The sequence below is a fragment of the Streptomyces sp. NPDC048636 genome (genome assembly GCF_040650655.1).
In the GTDB taxonomy this organism is placed as follows: domain Bacteria; phylum Actinomycetota; class Actinomycetes; order Streptomycetales; family Streptomycetaceae; genus Streptomyces.
Genome location: NZ_JBEZHR010000015.1, coordinates 1 through 15,917, shown reverse-complemented (window position 1 = coordinate 15,917; position 15,917 = coordinate 1). Strand labels below are relative to the sequence as shown.

Genomic DNA, 15,917 nt, shown 5'->3' with positions numbered 1-15,917 from the left:
CATGCTTCCGCGCGCCCCGTCTGTTCGTTGTCCGGGTGTCTGACCCGCTGGGGCGTATCCGCTTACCGGGACGGGTTGCCCGGGGTGCGGCGCCCGCCGTCGCGGGCGGGACGGGCCGGGCTCCACGCGCTCGCCGGGGGCGTCCCGGTGGGTGCCTGAGCCGGGCGGTCACATCGGCTCACCCGGACGTGTCACCCGGGATGCGGTGGGGCCGGGGAGGGCGGGAGATGGTGGCATGGCGAGCGCCCATGACGAGCCGCCGGGTACGCCCCCGCCACAGCCGTTCGCCCCGGCCGGGCGGGACGGCCATGGGGCGTGGCCGGGCGGGCCCGGACGGCTTGTCAGAAGCGCCCTCTCGGCCCTGCTGATCGTGCTGGCCTGTCTGCTCGTCCCGGTGTCCGTGCTGACCGTGTGGGTCCACGACAACGTCCTGAACACCGACCGCTTCGTGGCGACCGTCGCCCCGCTCGCCAACGACCCGGCCATCCAGGACACCGCCGTACAGCGGGTCGGTGAGGCCGTCGATATGCGCCGCGACAGCCGGAGGTTCACCGCCGACATCGCCGACTGGATGCGCGCCCAGGGCCTTCCGCCGAAGGCCGCCGACACCGTCGAGGGGCTGGCCCCGCAGCTGGACTCCGCCCTCGACCAGGCGGTGCGGAAGGTCGCCGCGCACATCGTGCACAGCGAGCAGTTCGCCGCGGTGTGGACCGGCGCCAACCGGGCCGCCCACACCGCCGTCGTGGACGCCCTGACGGGCAAGCGCCAGGGCCCGGTCGGCGTCGAGGGCGACACCGTCGTCCTCAACGTCGGCCCCGCCGTGGAACGGGTCAAACACCAGCTGGTGGCCGCCGGGTTCCCGTCCGCCGACGGCATCCCCGACTTCAACCAGAAGCTGATCCTCTTCCACTCCGACCAACTGGACACCATCCGGCGCTCCGCCCGGCTGCTGGACCTGGCCGGGAACTGGCTCCCACTGCTGACCTTCGTCCTCGGCGGCGCCGGTGTCCTGCTGGCCCACCGGCGCCGCCGCGCCCTGGCGCGGGCCGCCCTGGGTGCCGCGGCCGCCTCGGTCCTGCTCGCGCTCGCCCTGGTCGTGGGCCGCCGTTACTACCTGGACCACGTACCGCCGAGCGTGCTCTCCCGCACCGCCGCCTCGGTCATCTTCGACACGGTGGTGCGCTTCCTGCGGGTCACCGTGGTCACCGTGCTGGTGCTCTCCCTCGTGGTCGCCCTCGGCGCGTACCTCTCCGGGCCCGGACGGCTGCCGCGCGCGGCGCGCGGCGCCGCCGACCGCGCCGCCGACACGGCCGCCCGCTGGGGCGCCGCGCACGGGATGCGCACCGGGCGGGCCGGTACCTGGACGGCGGACCACCGGCGCGGGCTGACCGTAGCCGCGCTGCTGGTGCCGGTCGCGGTGTTCGCCCTGTGGAACCACCCCACCGTGCTCACCGTGGTGTTCCTGGCGCTGATCCTGCTGGCCGCGCTCGCGGTGATCGCCCTGCTGGCCGCGACGGGCCGCACCGGCCCCGCGGACCGCGGTCGCCTCAAGGGCTGATACCCCGGCCCCCGGCCACGACCCGGCTCCGGCTCGCCCCCGGCTCAGGTGAGGATCAGCACGATGAAGATCAGGCAGGCCGCGATATTGACCACCCAGCTATGGCTGTTCAGCCACTCCCGCAACCGGGGCATGGCCTGCCGCGCCCGGCTGCCGAACAGCAGATAGACCAGCAGCGGCAGCGCGGCGATCAGCACGGTGAGCCCGATGAACGGCAACGCCTCCACCAGCCCCGCGCCATGCTGTTCCAGCGAGGCCCCCACGGTCAGCATGACCAGGATGTCCGACGGCATCAGCAGGACGATCAGGACCCCGGTGACCAGCGCCTTGCCGGGGCCCGCCTCCATCAGCGAGCCCAGCCACTTCGGCGGTTCCACCGTCTCGCGCTGCACATAGTTCTTCACCGCGACCGCCACCAGCAGCCCGACCAGCACCAGTTGGAGCACGGTCGCGGCCGCGCCGCGGTCCCCGGGACTGCCCGGGGAGACCGCGGCGCCCAGCAGCGCGAAGATCCCCCGGGTGAGGGCGACTCCGGCCGTCGTGGCGACCGCCACGCCCAGCAGGAACGCCAGCGAGGTACGGACCGGCCGCCGCGTGGTCACGAGGATCACGTCGGCCACGATCTGCGGGCCCGCCATCATGGTGACGGCGAGCGGAAGGATCTGGAGCTCCATGGCCGCCCTTCGCGCCGTCCGTCCTCTTCTTCTCCCTGGCTCCATTGCCGCGCACCCGCGTCCGTCCGGCACGCGGGCTTGCGCCGACCGGGGCGGTCCGGTCCGCGGACGTAGGCTTGGGACGTGGGCCCGGGTGGGCCCCTCACATGGGTCCCGCCGGGCGTGTCCGACGGGAGGCAGACGATGGACTACCCACTGCTGAATGTGTTCTGGACCACGATGTGGATCTTTCTCTGGGTGCTGTGGCTGATGCTGCTGTTCCACGTCTTCGGGGATGTCTTCCGCGATGACTCGCTGAGCGGCTGGGCCAAGGCGGGCTGGTCCGTCTTCGTGGTGGTGCTGCCCTTCCTGGGCGTCTTCGTGTACCTGATGGCGCGGGGCCGGGGCATGGGCAGCCGCCAGATGGCCCGTGCGGAGAAGGCCGAGGAGGACTTCCGGGAGTTCGTGCGCACGACGGCCGGAACGGGCCGCGCGGAGGAGCTGTCACGGCTGGTGGAGCTCAAGGACCACGGTGACATCACGACCGAGGAGTACGAGAAGGCGAAGGCCAAGGTGCTCGCCGCCTGAAAGAGCTCAGTACCGTACCGCGGTGCCGATCTGCGCGGTGACCTTGCCGGAGAGTTCACGGTGGCTGCGCGCGGTGGCCTTCACAGGGGTGCGCGGCGCGACCGAGCGGACGTTGACCACCACGGCGTCGACCAGGTCCTTGTGCGCGTCGCGGAAGTTGACCAGGATCGTGTACGAGGCCGTCCGCTTCGCGGAGTTGGTCACGGTCAGCCGGGCGACGGCCCGGCCCTGGCCGTTGAACGACACGGGGCCCGCCGTCACGTCCCGGGTGGCCTTCGACCCGCCCTTGATCTTGTCCAGCTGGGCCTTGGCCGACGCGGTCGAGGACGCCACGGCGGCGGAGGCCCGGGACACCGCGGACGACGGGGTGCCGCTCTCGTCCGAGCAGCCGGCGAGGGCCGGCGCCAGCGCGGCCATGAGGCTCACCGCGCAGATCGTCCGCGTTCGGCGCCCGCTCATCGCGTCTCCCTCGTCCCGGCGGCCGGGGTCCCGGTCCTCCGCAATCACCCTGCGGGCGGCCCGGGGACGGGGCAACCGGGGCGGGTCCGTTCAGGAGAGGAGAGGAAACGGCCGGGGTGCAGCGCGCGGGCGGGGGAGCGTACGGCCGGGGTCCAGGGTGCGGGCGAGTGCGGCGTACGGCCGGGCTCAGGACGCGGCCGGGGGCAGCTCGCCGGAGCCACGCGGGATCAGCCGGGTCGGCAGCACCACCCGTCGGGGCTCGCCACCCGCACCGTCCAGCCGCCGGAAGAGCAGATCGGCGGCGGTACGGCCGAGCTGGGCGGCGTCCTGGGCGACGACGGTGACGGCGGGGGAGAGCAGATCGGCCAGCTCGAAGTCGTCGAAGCCGACGAGGGCCACCGGGGGCGCGGGCGCGGGCCGTTCCGCCAACACCCGGACGACGGTGACGGTCACCCGGTTGTTGCCCGCGAAGAGCGCGGTGACCGGTTCCGCGGCCTCCAGCGCCGCGGTGGCCGCCGCCCGCACCCGTACCGGATCGGTCGGCCCGAGCGAGACCCAGGAGTCCTTGACCGGCAGCCCGGCCTCGGCCATCGCGGCGCGATAGCCGCGCAACCGCTCGGCGGCGGTGTGGATGCTCGGCTGGTCACCGAGGAATCCGATCCTGCGGTGGCCGTGGGCGATCAGATGGGCGACCGCCTCCCGCGCCCCGCCGAAGCTGTCGGAGACCACGGCGTCGGCGTCGATCCGGCCCGCCGGGCGGTCGACGAAGACCGTGGCGACCCCCGCCGCTATCTCGGGAGCCAGATAGCGGTGGTCGTGCCCGGCCGGGATGACCACCAGACCGTCGACCCGCCGGGCGCACAGGGCGAGCACCAACTCCTGCTCCCGGTCCGGGTCCTCGGCGCTGGAGCCGTTGATCAGCAGCGCCCCGTGGGCGCGGGCGACCTCCTCCACCGCGCGGCTCAGCGGTCCGTAGAAGGGGTCGGCCAGGTCCTCCAGGACCAGGCCGATGCTGGCGGTACGGCCCTTACGGAGGATGCGGGCGCTGTCGTTCCGGCGGAAGCCGAGCGCGGTGATGGCCTCCCGGACGCGCCGCTCGGTGTCCGGGGTGACCCCCGGTTCGCCGTTCACCACGCGTGAGACGGTTTTCAGCCCTACCCCGGCCCGGGCGGCGACATCCTTCATCGTGGGCCGGGTGCCGTAGCGGTGTGCGGTGGTGCGGTCGGCGGAGCCCGGGGCGGTGTCGGTCACGGTGCGCTCGTCCCGTCGCTGGTCGTGGTGGCGGAGGGGTGTCGAGCATAGCCTCTGGACAACGTTGTCAGCGGCAGGAAGACTGGTCCCGCACACACCCTAGGCGCCGGGCCCACCAGGAGAGTCGACATCCATGCCATGTGACCTCATCGCCGCACTGGACATCGGCGGCACCAAGATCGCGGGCGCACTGGTGGACGGCGGCGGCAACCCGGTCGTACGGGCCCGCCGCGCCACCCCCGCGCGGGAGGACGGCGCCACGGTGATGCGGGAGGTCTCCGCGGTGCTGCGGGAGCTGTCGGCTGGCGGGCACTGGGCCCGGGTCGCCGCCGTCGGGATCGGCAGCGCGGGCCCGGTGGACGCCTCCGTGGGGACCGTCAGCCCGGTCAACATCCCCGGCTGGCGTGACTTCCCGCTGGTCGCCGGGGTCCGGGAGACCACCGGTGAGCTGCCGGTGACCCTCGTCGGGGACGGGGTGGCGATGACCGCCGCCGAGCACTGGCAGGGCGCGGCCCGCGGCCGGACCGCGGCCCTGTGCATGGTGGTGTCCACCGGTGTCGGCGGCGGGCTGGTGCTGGGCGGCCGGGTGCACCCCGGCCCCACCGGCAACGCCGGGCATATCGGCCACATCAGCGTCGACCTCGACGGGGACCTGTGTCCGTGCGGGGCGCGCGGCTGTGTCGAGCGCATCGCCAGCGGCCCCAATATCGCCCGCCGGGCGCTGGACGGCGGCTGGCGCCCGGGCCCGGACGGGGACACCACCGCCGAGGCCGTCGCCGTGGCCGCGCGGGCCGGGGACCCGGTCGCGCAGGGCTCGTTCGCGCGCGCGGCACAGGCCCTGGCCGCCGGGATCGCCGCGACCGCCACCCTGGTCGAGATCGAGCTCGCGGTGGTCGGCGGCGGAGTGGCGGGCGCGGGCGAGGTGTTGTTCGCGCCCCTGCGGCGCGCCCTGCGTTCCTACGCGACCCTGTCGTACGTCCAGGGCCTCGAAGTGGTCCCGGCGCAGATGGGCACGGACGCGGGACTGGTCGGCGCGGCCGCCGCGGCGGCGCAGGCACTGCCACTGGAGGGATTCCGCCTCACCAGTCCGACTCCGACGGGGAGTTGAGGCCCACAGCCCCGCCGTCAGCCGCCCGGATCCACTGCTTCTGCCAGCTGACGAGAACGACGGGCCCCTTCCCGTGCTGCCCGGGTGCGGAGACGGGGCAGGGGCGGGGAGGGGCCCGTCCGGTGGGGGTGACGTCAGCAGCTGAACCCCGCGTCGGCCCAGTCGGCGTGATCGCTGTTGTTGCCGTCCCCGGCGTCGGTCACCACGAGCCGTACGGACATGGCACCGTCGATCTTGGCGGAGACCGTCTCGGCGGAGTCGGCGGTCGTCAGGGTGGCGGTCGAGGCCACCTTCCGGCCGTCGGCCCACACCTCGAAGGTGACGGTGCCGACCGCGGCCTTCTCGTCGTCCACGCCCACCTGTGCCGTGAACGTCTCGCACCGGCCGCCGGTGTAGTACGTGACCTCACTGGGGGCATGGGCGCCCAGGCCCTTGGCGTAGGTCGTGCCGCCGATGGTCAGCGGATGGCCGTCGCCCGCCGCCTCCTCACCGACGCTGGTGTTCCGCTCCACCGGCCCCCAGCCGTTGCTGGCGCTCACCCATGGCACATCGCCCGCGGAGGAGCCCCCGGCGGGCGGGGCCACCACCACATGGACGGTCGAGGACAGCGCCGTACGGGCCTTGGCGCCACGCGGAGAGCGGTAGTCGGCGCCCACCTTCAGGTCGTACGCCCCGGGCTCGGCGTCGGCGGGCGGGGTCAGCCGCCAGTGCGTGGTCAGCGTCCGGCCGGAGCCGAGCGAGGTGGCGCGGGACGGTGAGGTGGCCCCGACGCTCCAGCCCGCCGCCCCGGTGAGCTGTACCTTGACCGAACGGGCCGCGCCGCGGCCGAGGTTGGTGAAGGCGGTGTCCAGCGTGGCCGGGGACGTCGCCTCGGTCATCGAGGTGCCCTTGAGGCCGAGGTCGGCGGCGGGCGGGTAGGAGGCCCACTTCCGGTCGGCGGAGACGCGGTAGAGCACGGTGCCGTGGGCCGGGACGGTGGCCGAGACGGCACCGGCGGTCTGGTAGCTGCGGTGCTGCCACAGATCGCGCAGCCGGTACGCCTCGGCCTCGGGCAGCCCGGCCGCGGCCGCGGTGGTGGAGATGTGCTGTGGCTGGTCGGTCTCGTTGAACAGCGCGATGGCCCGGCTGCCGTCCTTCATCTCCTTGGCGATGACCCAGCGCCCGTCCTTGGTGGAGAGCACCTCGCCCTGTTTGCCCAGCGGGTCCTGGTCGACCGCGATGACCTCGCGGTTCTCGAGGATCTCGTAGGTCTCGGGGGTGGCCTTGCGCAGATCGGTGCCGATCAGCAGCGGCGCGGCCATGATCGACCAGAGGGAGAAGTGGCTGCGGTACTCGGTGTCCGTCATCCCGCCGTTGCCGACCTCGAGCATATCGGGGTCGTTCCAGTGGCCGGGGCCCGCGTACCTCGCCAGCGGCAGGTTCTGCTTGGCGATGTTCAGCATGCTGCCCCAGGTGTCGCTGATATCGCCGGTGGTGCGCCAGAGCTGGCCGACGCCCTCGGCCCACTCCCATGGCTTGTTCTCGCCCCATTCGCAGATGCTGTAGACGATCTCGCGGCCGGTGGCCCCGGACGCCTTCTTCAGTGCGTCGCGCATGGTCCGGTAGCGCTGCTTGGCGTCGATGCCCTGGTTATTGCAGTTGTCGTACTTGAGGTAGTCGATGCCCCAGCCGGCGAACTGCCGGGCGTCGGACTCCTCATGGCCGAGCGCCCCGGGAAAGCCGATCCGATCGCAGGTCTTGGTGCCCGCGCTGGTGTAGATGCCGATCTTCAGGCCCTTGGAGTGGACGTAGTCGGCGACGGCCTTGATGCCGTGCGGGAAGCGCTCGGGGTGCGGGACCAGCTTTCCCTCGGTGTCACGCTCGGGCCGCGCCCAGCAGTCGTCGAGGTTCACATACTCATAGCCCGCCTCCTTCAGCCCCTTGGAGACGAAGAGGTCGGCCATGCCCTTGACCATGTCCTCGTTGAACTCCGCCCCGCATTGGGTGGAGTTCCAGTTGTTGAAACCCATCGGAGGGGTGAGTGCGAGCCCGCCCTTGGTTGGTGCGGACGTTGAGGCCGTGTCCTTGGTGGCAGGGGATGTATCTGCGGCGGCGGGGACGGTCAGGCCCACCGCGGCGAGGAGGGCTGCTCCCAGACATCCTAGGAATCTTGACCGGGCCGTACGAAGAGACGAATGGCGCACCGTGCGACTCCTCTGCTCTCGGCGTCTGTTCCGGCCTGTCATGGCCGCAACAGCTACGAGCGTTTACGGTAGAGCATGTTGGAGTCTGTTGGAAGCGAACTGATAACAGTTGTGCGATAGCTCGGCAAAACCCTTGACGGTGGGGCTTCTGGGGAGTGTGATCCATTCACTCACGTGCGTTTGTGTTGGATTTAACCTCTGTGGAGGGGGACATGGCACAGTCATCGTCAGAACATCGGATCTCCCGCCGTGCGCTGCTGCGGGGCACCGCGGCCGGAGCCGGGGCGGTCGCCCTCCCGACGCTGCTCGCCGCCTGCGGTGGTCCGAGCAAGGAAGTGAAGATCGGCTCCAACGCCTCGGACGCCGTACCGCGCAAGGCGTTCGCCGAGGTGTTCAAGGCCTACGAGAAGAAGTCCGACAAGAGCGTCAAGGTCAACACCGTTGACCACGAGTCGTTCCAGGAGAACATCAACCGCTACCTCAAGGGCACTCCGGACGACGTCTTCATGTGGTTCGCCGGATACCGCATGCAGTTCTTCGCCCAGCAGGGTCTGCTCGCCGACATCAGCGACCTCTGGGAGGGCTTCGACGGGTTCTCCGGGGCGCTCAAGGCGCAGTCCACGGGCAAGGACGGCAAGCAGTACTTCGTGCCGTACTACTACTACCCGTGGGCGGTCTTCTACCGGAAGAGCGTCTTCGAGCAGCGCGGCTACGAGATACCCAAGACCTTCGACGAGTACCGGGCCCTCGCCAAGCGCATGGACAAGGACGGCCTCGACGCCTTCGCCTTCGGCGACAAGGACGGCTGGCCGGCCATGGGCACCTTCGACTACCTCAACATGCGTGCCAACGGCTACGACTTCCACATCTCCCTGATGAGCGGCAAGGAGTCGTGGACCGATCCCAAGGTCAAGCAGGTCTTCGACCTGTGGCGCGGGCTGATGCCGTACCACCAGCAGGGCGCCAACGGACGGACCTGGCAGGAGGCGGCGCAGAGCCTGGCGCAGAAGAAGTCCGGGATGGCGGTGTTCGGACTGCCCCACCCCGGTCAGCAGTTCTCCGACGCCGACCGCAGCGATCTGGACTTCTTCCCGTTCCCGGAGATCGACTCCGCCTACGGCCAGGACGCGGTCGAGGCCCCGATCGACGGCTTTCTGCTCTCCAAGAAGTCCAAGCGGCAGAAGGACGCCAAGGAGTTGCTGAAGTACCTCGCGACTCCGGCCGCCGAGGAGAAGTACCTGATGCGGGACCCGAACAATGTCGCGGTCCACAAGGGCGCGTCCACGGACTCCTACAACGCGCTCCAGAAGAAGGCGGCGGAACTGGTCTCCGGCGCCAAGCAGATATCGCAGTTCATGGACCGTGACACCCGCCCCGACTTCGCCTCCCAGGTCATGATCCGGGCCATTCAGCAGTTCATCAACAAGCCCGACGACATCGACGGTCTCACCAAGGACATCGAGTCCCAGAAGAAGACCATCTTCGCCGCCAGCTAGGGGAGTCACGCAGTGCCGCTCAAGACCGCGCGGCGTGCCGGACGGACGGGGCCGCGGAAGTTCACGGGCCGCGACCTCGCCGTCATCGGTGTGCTGCTGGGCATACCCGTCCTGATCGATCTGGCCCTCATCTGGGGCCCGACCCTGGCCTCCATCGGCCTGTCCTTCACCAGTTGGGACGGGATCGGCGATATCAAGTGGGTGGGCGCGGACAATTACCAGGCTCTCTTCAGCGACTATCCGCCGTTCTGGCCCGCCGTCCGCAACAATCTGCTCTGGCTGGCCTTCCTCGGTCTCGTCGCCACGCCCTTCGGGCTGCTGCTCGCGGTCCTCATCGACCGCGGCGTCCGCTTCAGCAGGTTCTACCAGTCCACCATCTATATGCCGGTGGTGCTCTCGCTCGCCATCGTGGGCTTTATGGCGCAGCTGGTCTTCTCACGGGACCAGGGCGCGCTCAACGCCGTACTCGGTAACGAGGACGCTCCGGTGGACTGGCTCGGCGACCCCGACCTCAATATCTGGATGGTGCTGATCGCCGCGGCGTGGCGGCACACCGGGTATGTGATGATCCTCTACCTGGCCGGGCTGAAATCCGTGGACGCCTCACTCAAGGAGGCCGCCGCGATCGACGGGGCGAATGAGGTCCAGACGTTCTTCCGGATCGTGCTGCCCACCCTGCGGCCGGTCAATGTGATCGTCCTGGTCATCACCGTCATCGAGGCGCTGCGCGCCTTCGACATCGTCTACGCCATCAACCACGGCCGCAACGGACTTGAACTCCTCTCCGTCCTGGTCACCGACAACATCATCGGTGAGGCCAGCAGAATCGGATTCGGATCCGCCATCGCCGTCGTCCTGCTCACCGTGTCCCTGGGATTCATCGTGACCTATCTGGTCCAGGAGCTGCGAGGGGAGAAGAAGGGATGACCGTCACCACGCGGTCGGCCGCCGTACGGCCCACCGCCCCCATGGAACCCGCCAAGCGCACACGTCCCCGGGTGCGCCTCGGCAGGCTCGGTGTGCACGCCTTTCTGATGACCGTCTCGCTGGCCTTCCTCGCGCCGCTGCTGCTCGCCGTCTACGCCTCGCTGCGCCCGTACGAGGAGACCGCCGAACATGGCTACTTCTCGCTGCCGCGCCATCTGTCGTTCGACTACTACCAGCAGGCGTTCAGCGACTCCGGTATGGGCAAGTACTTCGTCAACTCGCTCATCATCGCGGTGCCCGGGGTGGTGGTGACGCTCTTCCTGGCCTCGTTCGTGGCCTTCGCGGTCACCCGGCTCCAGATGCGCGGCGGACTGGTACTGCTGATGGTGTTCACGGCGGGCAATCTGCTGCCGCAGCAGGTCATCGTCACCCCGCTCTATGTGTTCTTCAACAAGATCGACCTGCCGTACTGGATGTCGGACTCGATGACGATGTACGACTCCTACTGGGCGGTGCTCGCCGTCCAGGTGGCCTTCCAGGTCGGCTTCTGCGTCTTCGTCCTCGCCAACTTCATGCGCACACTGCCGATGGAGATCGTCGAGGCGGCACGGGTGGACGGCGCCGGGGTGTGGACGCAGTACTGGCGGATCACCCTCCCGCTGTGCCGGCCGGCGCTCGCGGCCCTGGCGACCTTGCAGTTCACCTGGATGTACAACGACTTCCTCTGGGCGCTGGTCTTCATCTCCAACGGGGACAAGCTGCCGGTCACCTCCGCCCTGAACAACCTCCGCGGGCAGTTCTTCACCGACTACAACCTGCTGGCGGCGGGTTCGGTGATCGTGGCACTGCCCACGGTGCTGGTCTTCCTGCTGCTCCAGCGGCACTTCATCGCCGGACTGACCCTCGGCGCCAGCAAGGGCTGAGCCGGTACCCCCTTCGCGCCGCCGCGGGTCCCGCGGCGGCGCGAAGCGTGTGTGGTGTGCGAGGGGGCGGGGTACGGCCGGATCGGGCGGGATCCGGCGGGATCCCGCACTCCGGTGCGATCGCGCGTTTCCATGGCAGGGTGATGCGGGCAACTGTCAGGAGGCGATGGAATAGGGGGAAATGTGATCGTCTGGCTGAACGGTGCGTTCGGCGCGGGCAAGACCGCCGCGGCCCGCGAGTTGGTGGACGTCATGCCCGGCAGCACCTTCTACGACCCGGTGCTGGTCGGCGACGGTCTGCGGAGGCTGCTGCCGCGCAAGCGTCTGGAGGAGGTGTCCGACTATCAGGACCTGCCCTCCTGGAGACGGCTGGTCGTGGACACCGGGGCGGCCCTGATCGCGGAGGTCGGGGGCGCGTTGGTGGTCCCGATGACAGTCCTCAGACAGGAGTACCGGGATGAGATCTTCGGTGGCTTCGCCGCCCGTCGGATACCGGTCCGGCATGTTCTGCTGCACACCGATGAAACGATCCTTCGCGAGCGAATAGCCGAGCGCGAGGAGATCCCCGGCGACGCGGACGCCAATGAGTCCGTACGCCGCTGGTGCCTGGATCACCTCGCGCCCTACCGTGCCGCCCTGGGCTGGCTGACCACCGACGCCCATGTCGTGGACACCACCGGGCTCACCCCGCGCCAGACGGCCGCGCATATCGCGGACGCCGTCCGCGACGGCGCCGGGCACTGCGACATCGTGCAGACACCCGAGCCGACGGCCGCGACGCTGGCGGCGGGGGTGCTGCTCTTCGACGAGGACGACCGGGTGCTGCTCGTCGACCCCACCTACAAACCCGGTTGGGAGTTCCCCGGCGGAGTGGTCGAGCCGGGAGAGGCTCCGATGTACGCCGGGGTGCGGGAGGTCACCGAGGAACTCGGGCTCCGGCTCGACGCCCCGCTGCGGCTGCTGGTCGCCGACTGGGAACGGCCCCAGCCGCCCGGTTTCGGCGGTCTGCGCCTGCTCTTCGACGGTGGCCGCCTCACCACGGAGGCCGCGCGCGATCTGCTGCTGCCCGGCTCGGAACTGCGCGGCTGGCGCTTCGTCACCGAGGCCGAGGCCGCCGGGCTGCTGCCCCCGGTACGGCTGCACCGGCTGCGCTGGGCGCTGCGCGCCCGGGAACAGGGCCGCCCCCTCTACCTCGAGGCGGGCGTCCCCGCGGGCCGCCCCCTGGACGCGGACGCCCTGGAAGCCACGCTGTCCGACCGCCGGACCGCCGCGGCGGGCGGTGTGGGCGGCGGCCCCCCGGACGACTGACCGCCCCCGCCCCTCGCTCCAGCCGCCCATCGGCCCGGCCGGGCCGACGAGCGGCGGGGTCCGCCGTGTGCGGGGGCGGGCCGAGTGCCGGTCCCCGGCGGGCCCTCGCCCCGGCCGCCTCCCGGCCCGGACCGCCCGGAGGGGCGGCCCGGTCGGACGAGTGCGGGGCCGGACGAGCGGCGGGTCCGGCGAGCGCCAGGGCGGGCTGAGCGCCGCGGCCCGTCGAGTGCCGGGGCGGGCCGAGCGCCTGCGCCCGCGCGAGCCCCGGGGTGGGCCGAGCGCCGGGATCCGCTGAGTGCCGGGGCCCGGCCCTCGGCGGGTCCGGCGGGCCCGGCCGCTCGCTGAAGGGCGCGGCCGGGCCCGGCCGGTGGGGTGTGGATCTTTGTGGGGCGGTCCGCGGTGTCCGGCGCGGAGGCACCTCCCGGCGGTGGCCGGGGGCGCGTGCGATCGCAAGGCGGAGGGTCGTTCTCGCGGGGGCACCCCCGGACGGAGTCCGGGGAGGGGCTCCGCGGATGATCCCCACAACGCGGCGAGCGTGCGTGCCAGGCGTCGCGGGCCCGGCGGTACTCTGCGGACCCGCCCTAGCCCTTGCCCGCCGCGTAGGAGGTCAGGAAGAGCGCCTCGGTGAGCGAGAGCTTCTCCAACTCCTCCGGCGAGACACTCTCGTTGACCGCGTGGATCTGCGCCTCGGGCTCGCTCAGCCCGATCAGCAGGATCTCCGCCTCCGGATAGAGCGAGGAGAGCGTGTTGCACAGCGGAATCGAGCCGCCCTGACCCGCGGTCGCCATCTCCTGGCCGTCGTACGCCACGCGCATCGCCGACCGCATGGCCTCGTACGCCGGGCTGCCGGTGTCCGCGCGGAACGGCTGGCCCTCGCCGATCTGTTCCACCGCGACCCTGGCCCCCCACGGCGCCGCCGCCCGGAGGTGCTCGGTCAGCAGTCGGTTCGCCTCGCCCGCGGCCACCCCCGGCGGCACGCGCAGGCTCACCAGCGCCCGCGCGCTCGCCTGTACCGACGGGGTCGCGCCGATCACCGGCGGGCAGTCGATGCCGAGTACCGTGACGGCCGGGCGCACCCAGATGCGGTCCGCGACCGTGCCCGAGCCGATCAGCTCGACCCCGTCCAGCACCTTGGCGTCCTTGCGGAAGTCCTCCTCCGCGTACTGCAACCCCTCCCACACCGCGTCCGACGCGAGGCCCTCGACCGCCGTCGAACCGTCCTCGGTGCGCAGCGAGTCCAGCATCCGGATCAGCGCGGCGAGCGCGTCCGGCGCCGCCCCGCCGAACTGGCCGGAGTGCAGATTGCCTTCGAGGGTGTCCACCGACACCCGCAGCAGTGTCATCCCGCGCAGCGTGGCCGTCACCGTCGGCAGCCCGACCCGGAAGTTCCCCGCGTCACCGATCACGATCGCGTCGGCGGCCAGCAGTTCAGGATGGGCCTCCGCGTAGCGCTCGAGGCCGCCGGTGCCCTGCTCCTCCGAACCCTCCACGATCACCTTGACGTTGACCGGGACACCGCCGTGTTCCTTGAGCGCACGGAGGGCGGTGAGGTGCATGATCAAGCCACCTTTGCAGTCCGCCGCGCCACGTCCGTACCAGCGGCCGCCGCGGTCGGTCAGCTCGAACGGCGGGGAGATCCAGGCGTCCTCGTCCAGCGGCGGCTGCACGTCGTAATGCGCGTAGAGCAGCACGGTCGGCGCGTCCGCCGGGCCGGGGAGCAGCCCGTAGACGGACTGGGTGCCGTCCGGGGTGTCCAGCGCCGCGACATCCCGGAAACCCTCGGCTTCCAGGGCCTGCACCACCCATCGCGCCGCCGCCTCGCACTCACTGCGCGGAAACTGCGCCGGGTCCGCGACCGACTTGAACGCCACCAATTCGGCCAGTTCCCGCTTGGCACGCGGCTGAAGGGCGGCGACGGTCGCGGCGAGGGCCGTGTGCTCGGCGCGGTCGGCGCGGTCCGTGGCCGGGACGTGTGGTGCCTGCTCCATGGGGGACACTCCTGTGCTGTGATGGGCACGTGTGTACGGCTTGATCCGGTGCCGCGATCATCCCACAGCGGGGTCACCCACCACCGCGCCGTAGGATGCGGACGGTGGGGGGACGCAGGGTGATCAGGTCGGCCGACTGGGAGCGGAAGCACACGTGAGCAGCGACAACACGGACCGGAACGGAGAGTCCCCGGCAGCGCCAGGCGACGAGTCGGTGTGGGACGTGGTGGTGGTCGGCGCGGGCCCCGCGGGCGCCTCCGCCGCCCACGCCGCCGCCTGCGCGGGCCGCCGGGTGCTGCTGCTGGAGAAGGCCGAACTGCCCCGCTACAAGACCTGCGGCGGTGGCATCATCGGTCCGTCCCGGGAAGCGCTGCCGCCCGGCTTCGAACTGCCGCTGCGCGAGCGGGTGCACGCGGTGACCTTCTCGATGAACGGCAAGCTCACCCGCACCCGCCGGTCCAAGCAGGTGCTCTTCGGTCTCATCAACCGGCCGGAGTTCGACGCCGGTCTGGTCGAGGCGGCCAAGGACGCGGGCGCCCGGGTGCGTACCGGCGTCGCCGTCACCCGCGTCGAACAGCACGGCCCCTCGGTACCGGACCGCCGCACCGTCGCCGTGGTGCTCGCCGACGGCGAGACGGTGCTCGCCCGCGCCGTGATCGGCGCGGACGGCAGCGCCAGCCGCATAGGAGCCCATGTCGGTGTGAAGCTGGACCAGGTGGACCTCGGTCTCGAGGCCGAGATCCCGGTACCGGCGACGGTCGCGGAGGACTGGGCGGGCCGGGTGCTCATCGACTGGGGCCCCATGCCGGGGAGTTACGGATGGGTCTTCCCCAAGGGCGACACCCTGACGGTCGGTGTCATCTCCGCGCGCGGCGAGGGCGCCGGGACCAAGCGCTACCTCGAGGACTTCATCGCCCGGCTCGGCCTCGCCGGATTCGAGCCGAGCATCTCCTCGGGCCACCTCACCCGCTGCCGCTCCGACGACTCCCCGCTCTCCCGGGGCCGGGTGCTGGTGTGCGGGGACGCGGCCGGGCTGCTGGAGCCGTGGACCCGTGAGGGCATCTCCTTCGCCCTGCGCTCGGGACGTCTGGCGGGGGAGTGGGCGGTCCGCGTCGCGGAGGCCCATGACGCGGTCGACGCCCGCCGCCAGGCCCTCAACTACGCCTTCGCGATCAAGGCGGGGCTGGGCGTGGAGATGGGCGTCGGACGCCGGATGTACGCGGCCTTCGCCCGCCGCCCCGGGATGTTCCACGCCGCGATCACCGGATTCCGCCCGGCATGGCGCGCGTTCACCAAGATCACGCGCGGCACCGCCACCCTCGCCGACCTCGTCCGCACCCATCCGGCCGCCCGCCGCGCCCTGGCGGCCATGGACCGCGGCTAGGGCGTGTTTCGAAAGTAGCGCCGTTCGCCCGGAGGGCGGGCCCCGCGGCGTCTGGGGCGTGCGATCGCAAGGCGGAGGGTCGTCCTCGCGG

The 15,917-nt window shown here is 71.5% G+C and carries 12 protein-coding genes and 1 pseudogene; 8 read left to right on the top strand and 5 right to left on the bottom strand.

Annotation, left to right across the window (positions count from 1 at the left end; genetic code table 11):
* Positions 1-235 precede the first annotated feature (235 nt).
* Positions 236-1,558 (top strand): hypothetical protein, encoded by a 1,323-nt coding sequence (locus AB0C66_RS29790; RefSeq protein WP_362445371.1) that lies wholly within the window; start codon positions 236-238, stop codon positions 1,556-1,558.
* A gap of 44 nt (positions 1,559-1,602) precedes the next feature.
* On the opposite strand, the gene AB0C66_RS29785 is transcribed toward AB0C66_RS29790, so the two are convergent.
* Positions 1,603-2,232, bottom strand: coding sequence for a GAP family protein (locus AB0C66_RS29785; protein ID WP_362445368.1), 630 nt, complete (start codon positions 2,230-2,232; stop codon positions 1,603-1,605).
* Between the two features lie 183 nt (positions 2,233-2,415).
* Between AB0C66_RS29785 and AB0C66_RS29780 the strand changes: the two genes are divergently transcribed.
* Positions 2,416-2,799 carry an SHOCT domain-containing protein gene (locus AB0C66_RS29780; RefSeq protein WP_362445365.1) on the top strand — a complete coding sequence of 128 codons (384 nt, stop codon included), beginning with the start codon at positions 2,416-2,418 and terminating at the stop codon, positions 2,797-2,799.
* Positions 2,800-2,805: 6 nt separating this feature from the next.
* On the opposite strand, the gene AB0C66_RS29775 is transcribed toward AB0C66_RS29780, so the two are convergent.
* Together AB0C66_RS29775 and AB0C66_RS29770 are read right to left on the bottom strand one after the other, a co-directional pair.
* Positions 2,806-3,258, bottom strand: coding sequence for a hypothetical protein (locus AB0C66_RS29775; protein ID WP_362445362.1), 453 nt, complete (start codon positions 3,256-3,258; stop codon positions 2,806-2,808).
* Positions 3,259-3,444: 186 nt separating this feature from the next.
* Positions 3,445-4,509, bottom strand: coding sequence for a LacI family DNA-binding transcriptional regulator (locus AB0C66_RS29770; protein WP_362445359.1), 1,065 nt, complete (start codon positions 4,507-4,509; stop codon positions 3,445-3,447).
* A gap of 133 nt (positions 4,510-4,642) precedes the next feature.
* On the opposite strand from AB0C66_RS29770, the gene AB0C66_RS29765 reads away from it, so the two are divergent.
* Positions 4,643-5,617: an ROK family protein gene (locus tag AB0C66_RS29765; RefSeq protein ID WP_362445356.1), complete on the top strand. Its 975-nt coding sequence runs from the start codon at positions 4,643-4,645 to the stop codon at positions 5,615-5,617.
* Between the two features lie 134 nt (positions 5,618-5,751).
* On the opposite strand, the gene AB0C66_RS29760 is transcribed toward AB0C66_RS29765, so the two are convergent.
* Positions 5,752-7,626, bottom strand: a complete 1,875-nt coding sequence (locus tag AB0C66_RS29760; protein WP_362445353.1) for an NPCBM/NEW2 domain-containing protein — start codon at positions 7,624-7,626, stop codon at positions 5,752-5,754.
* Positions 7,627-8,012: 386 nt separating this feature from the next.
* Here AB0C66_RS29760 and AB0C66_RS29755 point away from each other — a divergent pair, with 386 nt between their 5' ends.
* The 4 genes and pseudogenes from AB0C66_RS29755 to AB0C66_RS29740 form a co-directional block, all read left to right on the top strand.
* The gene (locus AB0C66_RS29755) at positions 8,013-9,296 is read left to right on the top strand and encodes an ABC transporter substrate-binding protein (protein WP_362445350.1); all 1,284 of its coding nucleotides are present in this window, start codon (positions 8,013-8,015) and stop codon (positions 9,294-9,296) included.
* Between the two features lie 12 nt (positions 9,297-9,308).
* The gene (locus AB0C66_RS29750) at positions 9,309-10,223 is read left to right on the top strand and encodes a sugar ABC transporter permease (RefSeq protein ID WP_362445347.1); all 915 of its coding nucleotides are present in this window, start codon (positions 9,309-9,311) and stop codon (positions 10,221-10,223) included.
* A complete protein-coding gene (locus AB0C66_RS29745) occupies positions 10,220-11,146 on the top strand; it encodes a carbohydrate ABC transporter permease (RefSeq protein WP_362445345.1) in 927 nt (308 codons plus the stop codon). The genes AB0C66_RS29750 and AB0C66_RS29745 overlap by 4 nt, the downstream gene beginning before the upstream one ends.
* A gap of 183 nt (positions 11,147-11,329) precedes the next feature.
* Positions 11,330-12,361, top strand: a pseudogene (locus tag AB0C66_RS29740) (NUDIX domain-containing protein); the annotation flags it as partial.
* A gap of 674 nt (positions 12,362-13,035) precedes the next feature.
* Here the strand turns inward: AB0C66_RS29740 and AB0C66_RS29735 are convergent.
* Positions 13,036-14,442 (bottom strand): dipeptidase, encoded by a 1,407-nt coding sequence (locus tag AB0C66_RS29735; RefSeq protein ID WP_362445342.1) that lies wholly within the window; start codon positions 14,440-14,442, stop codon positions 13,036-13,038.
* Between the two features lie 154 nt (positions 14,443-14,596).
* Here AB0C66_RS29735 and AB0C66_RS29730 point away from each other — a divergent pair, with 154 nt between their 5' ends.
* Positions 14,597-15,826 carry a geranylgeranyl reductase family protein gene (locus AB0C66_RS29730; protein ID WP_362445340.1) on the top strand — a complete coding sequence of 410 codons (1,230 nt, stop codon included), beginning with the start codon at positions 14,597-14,599 and terminating at the stop codon, positions 15,824-15,826.
* Positions 15,827-15,917: the final 91 nt, after the last annotated feature.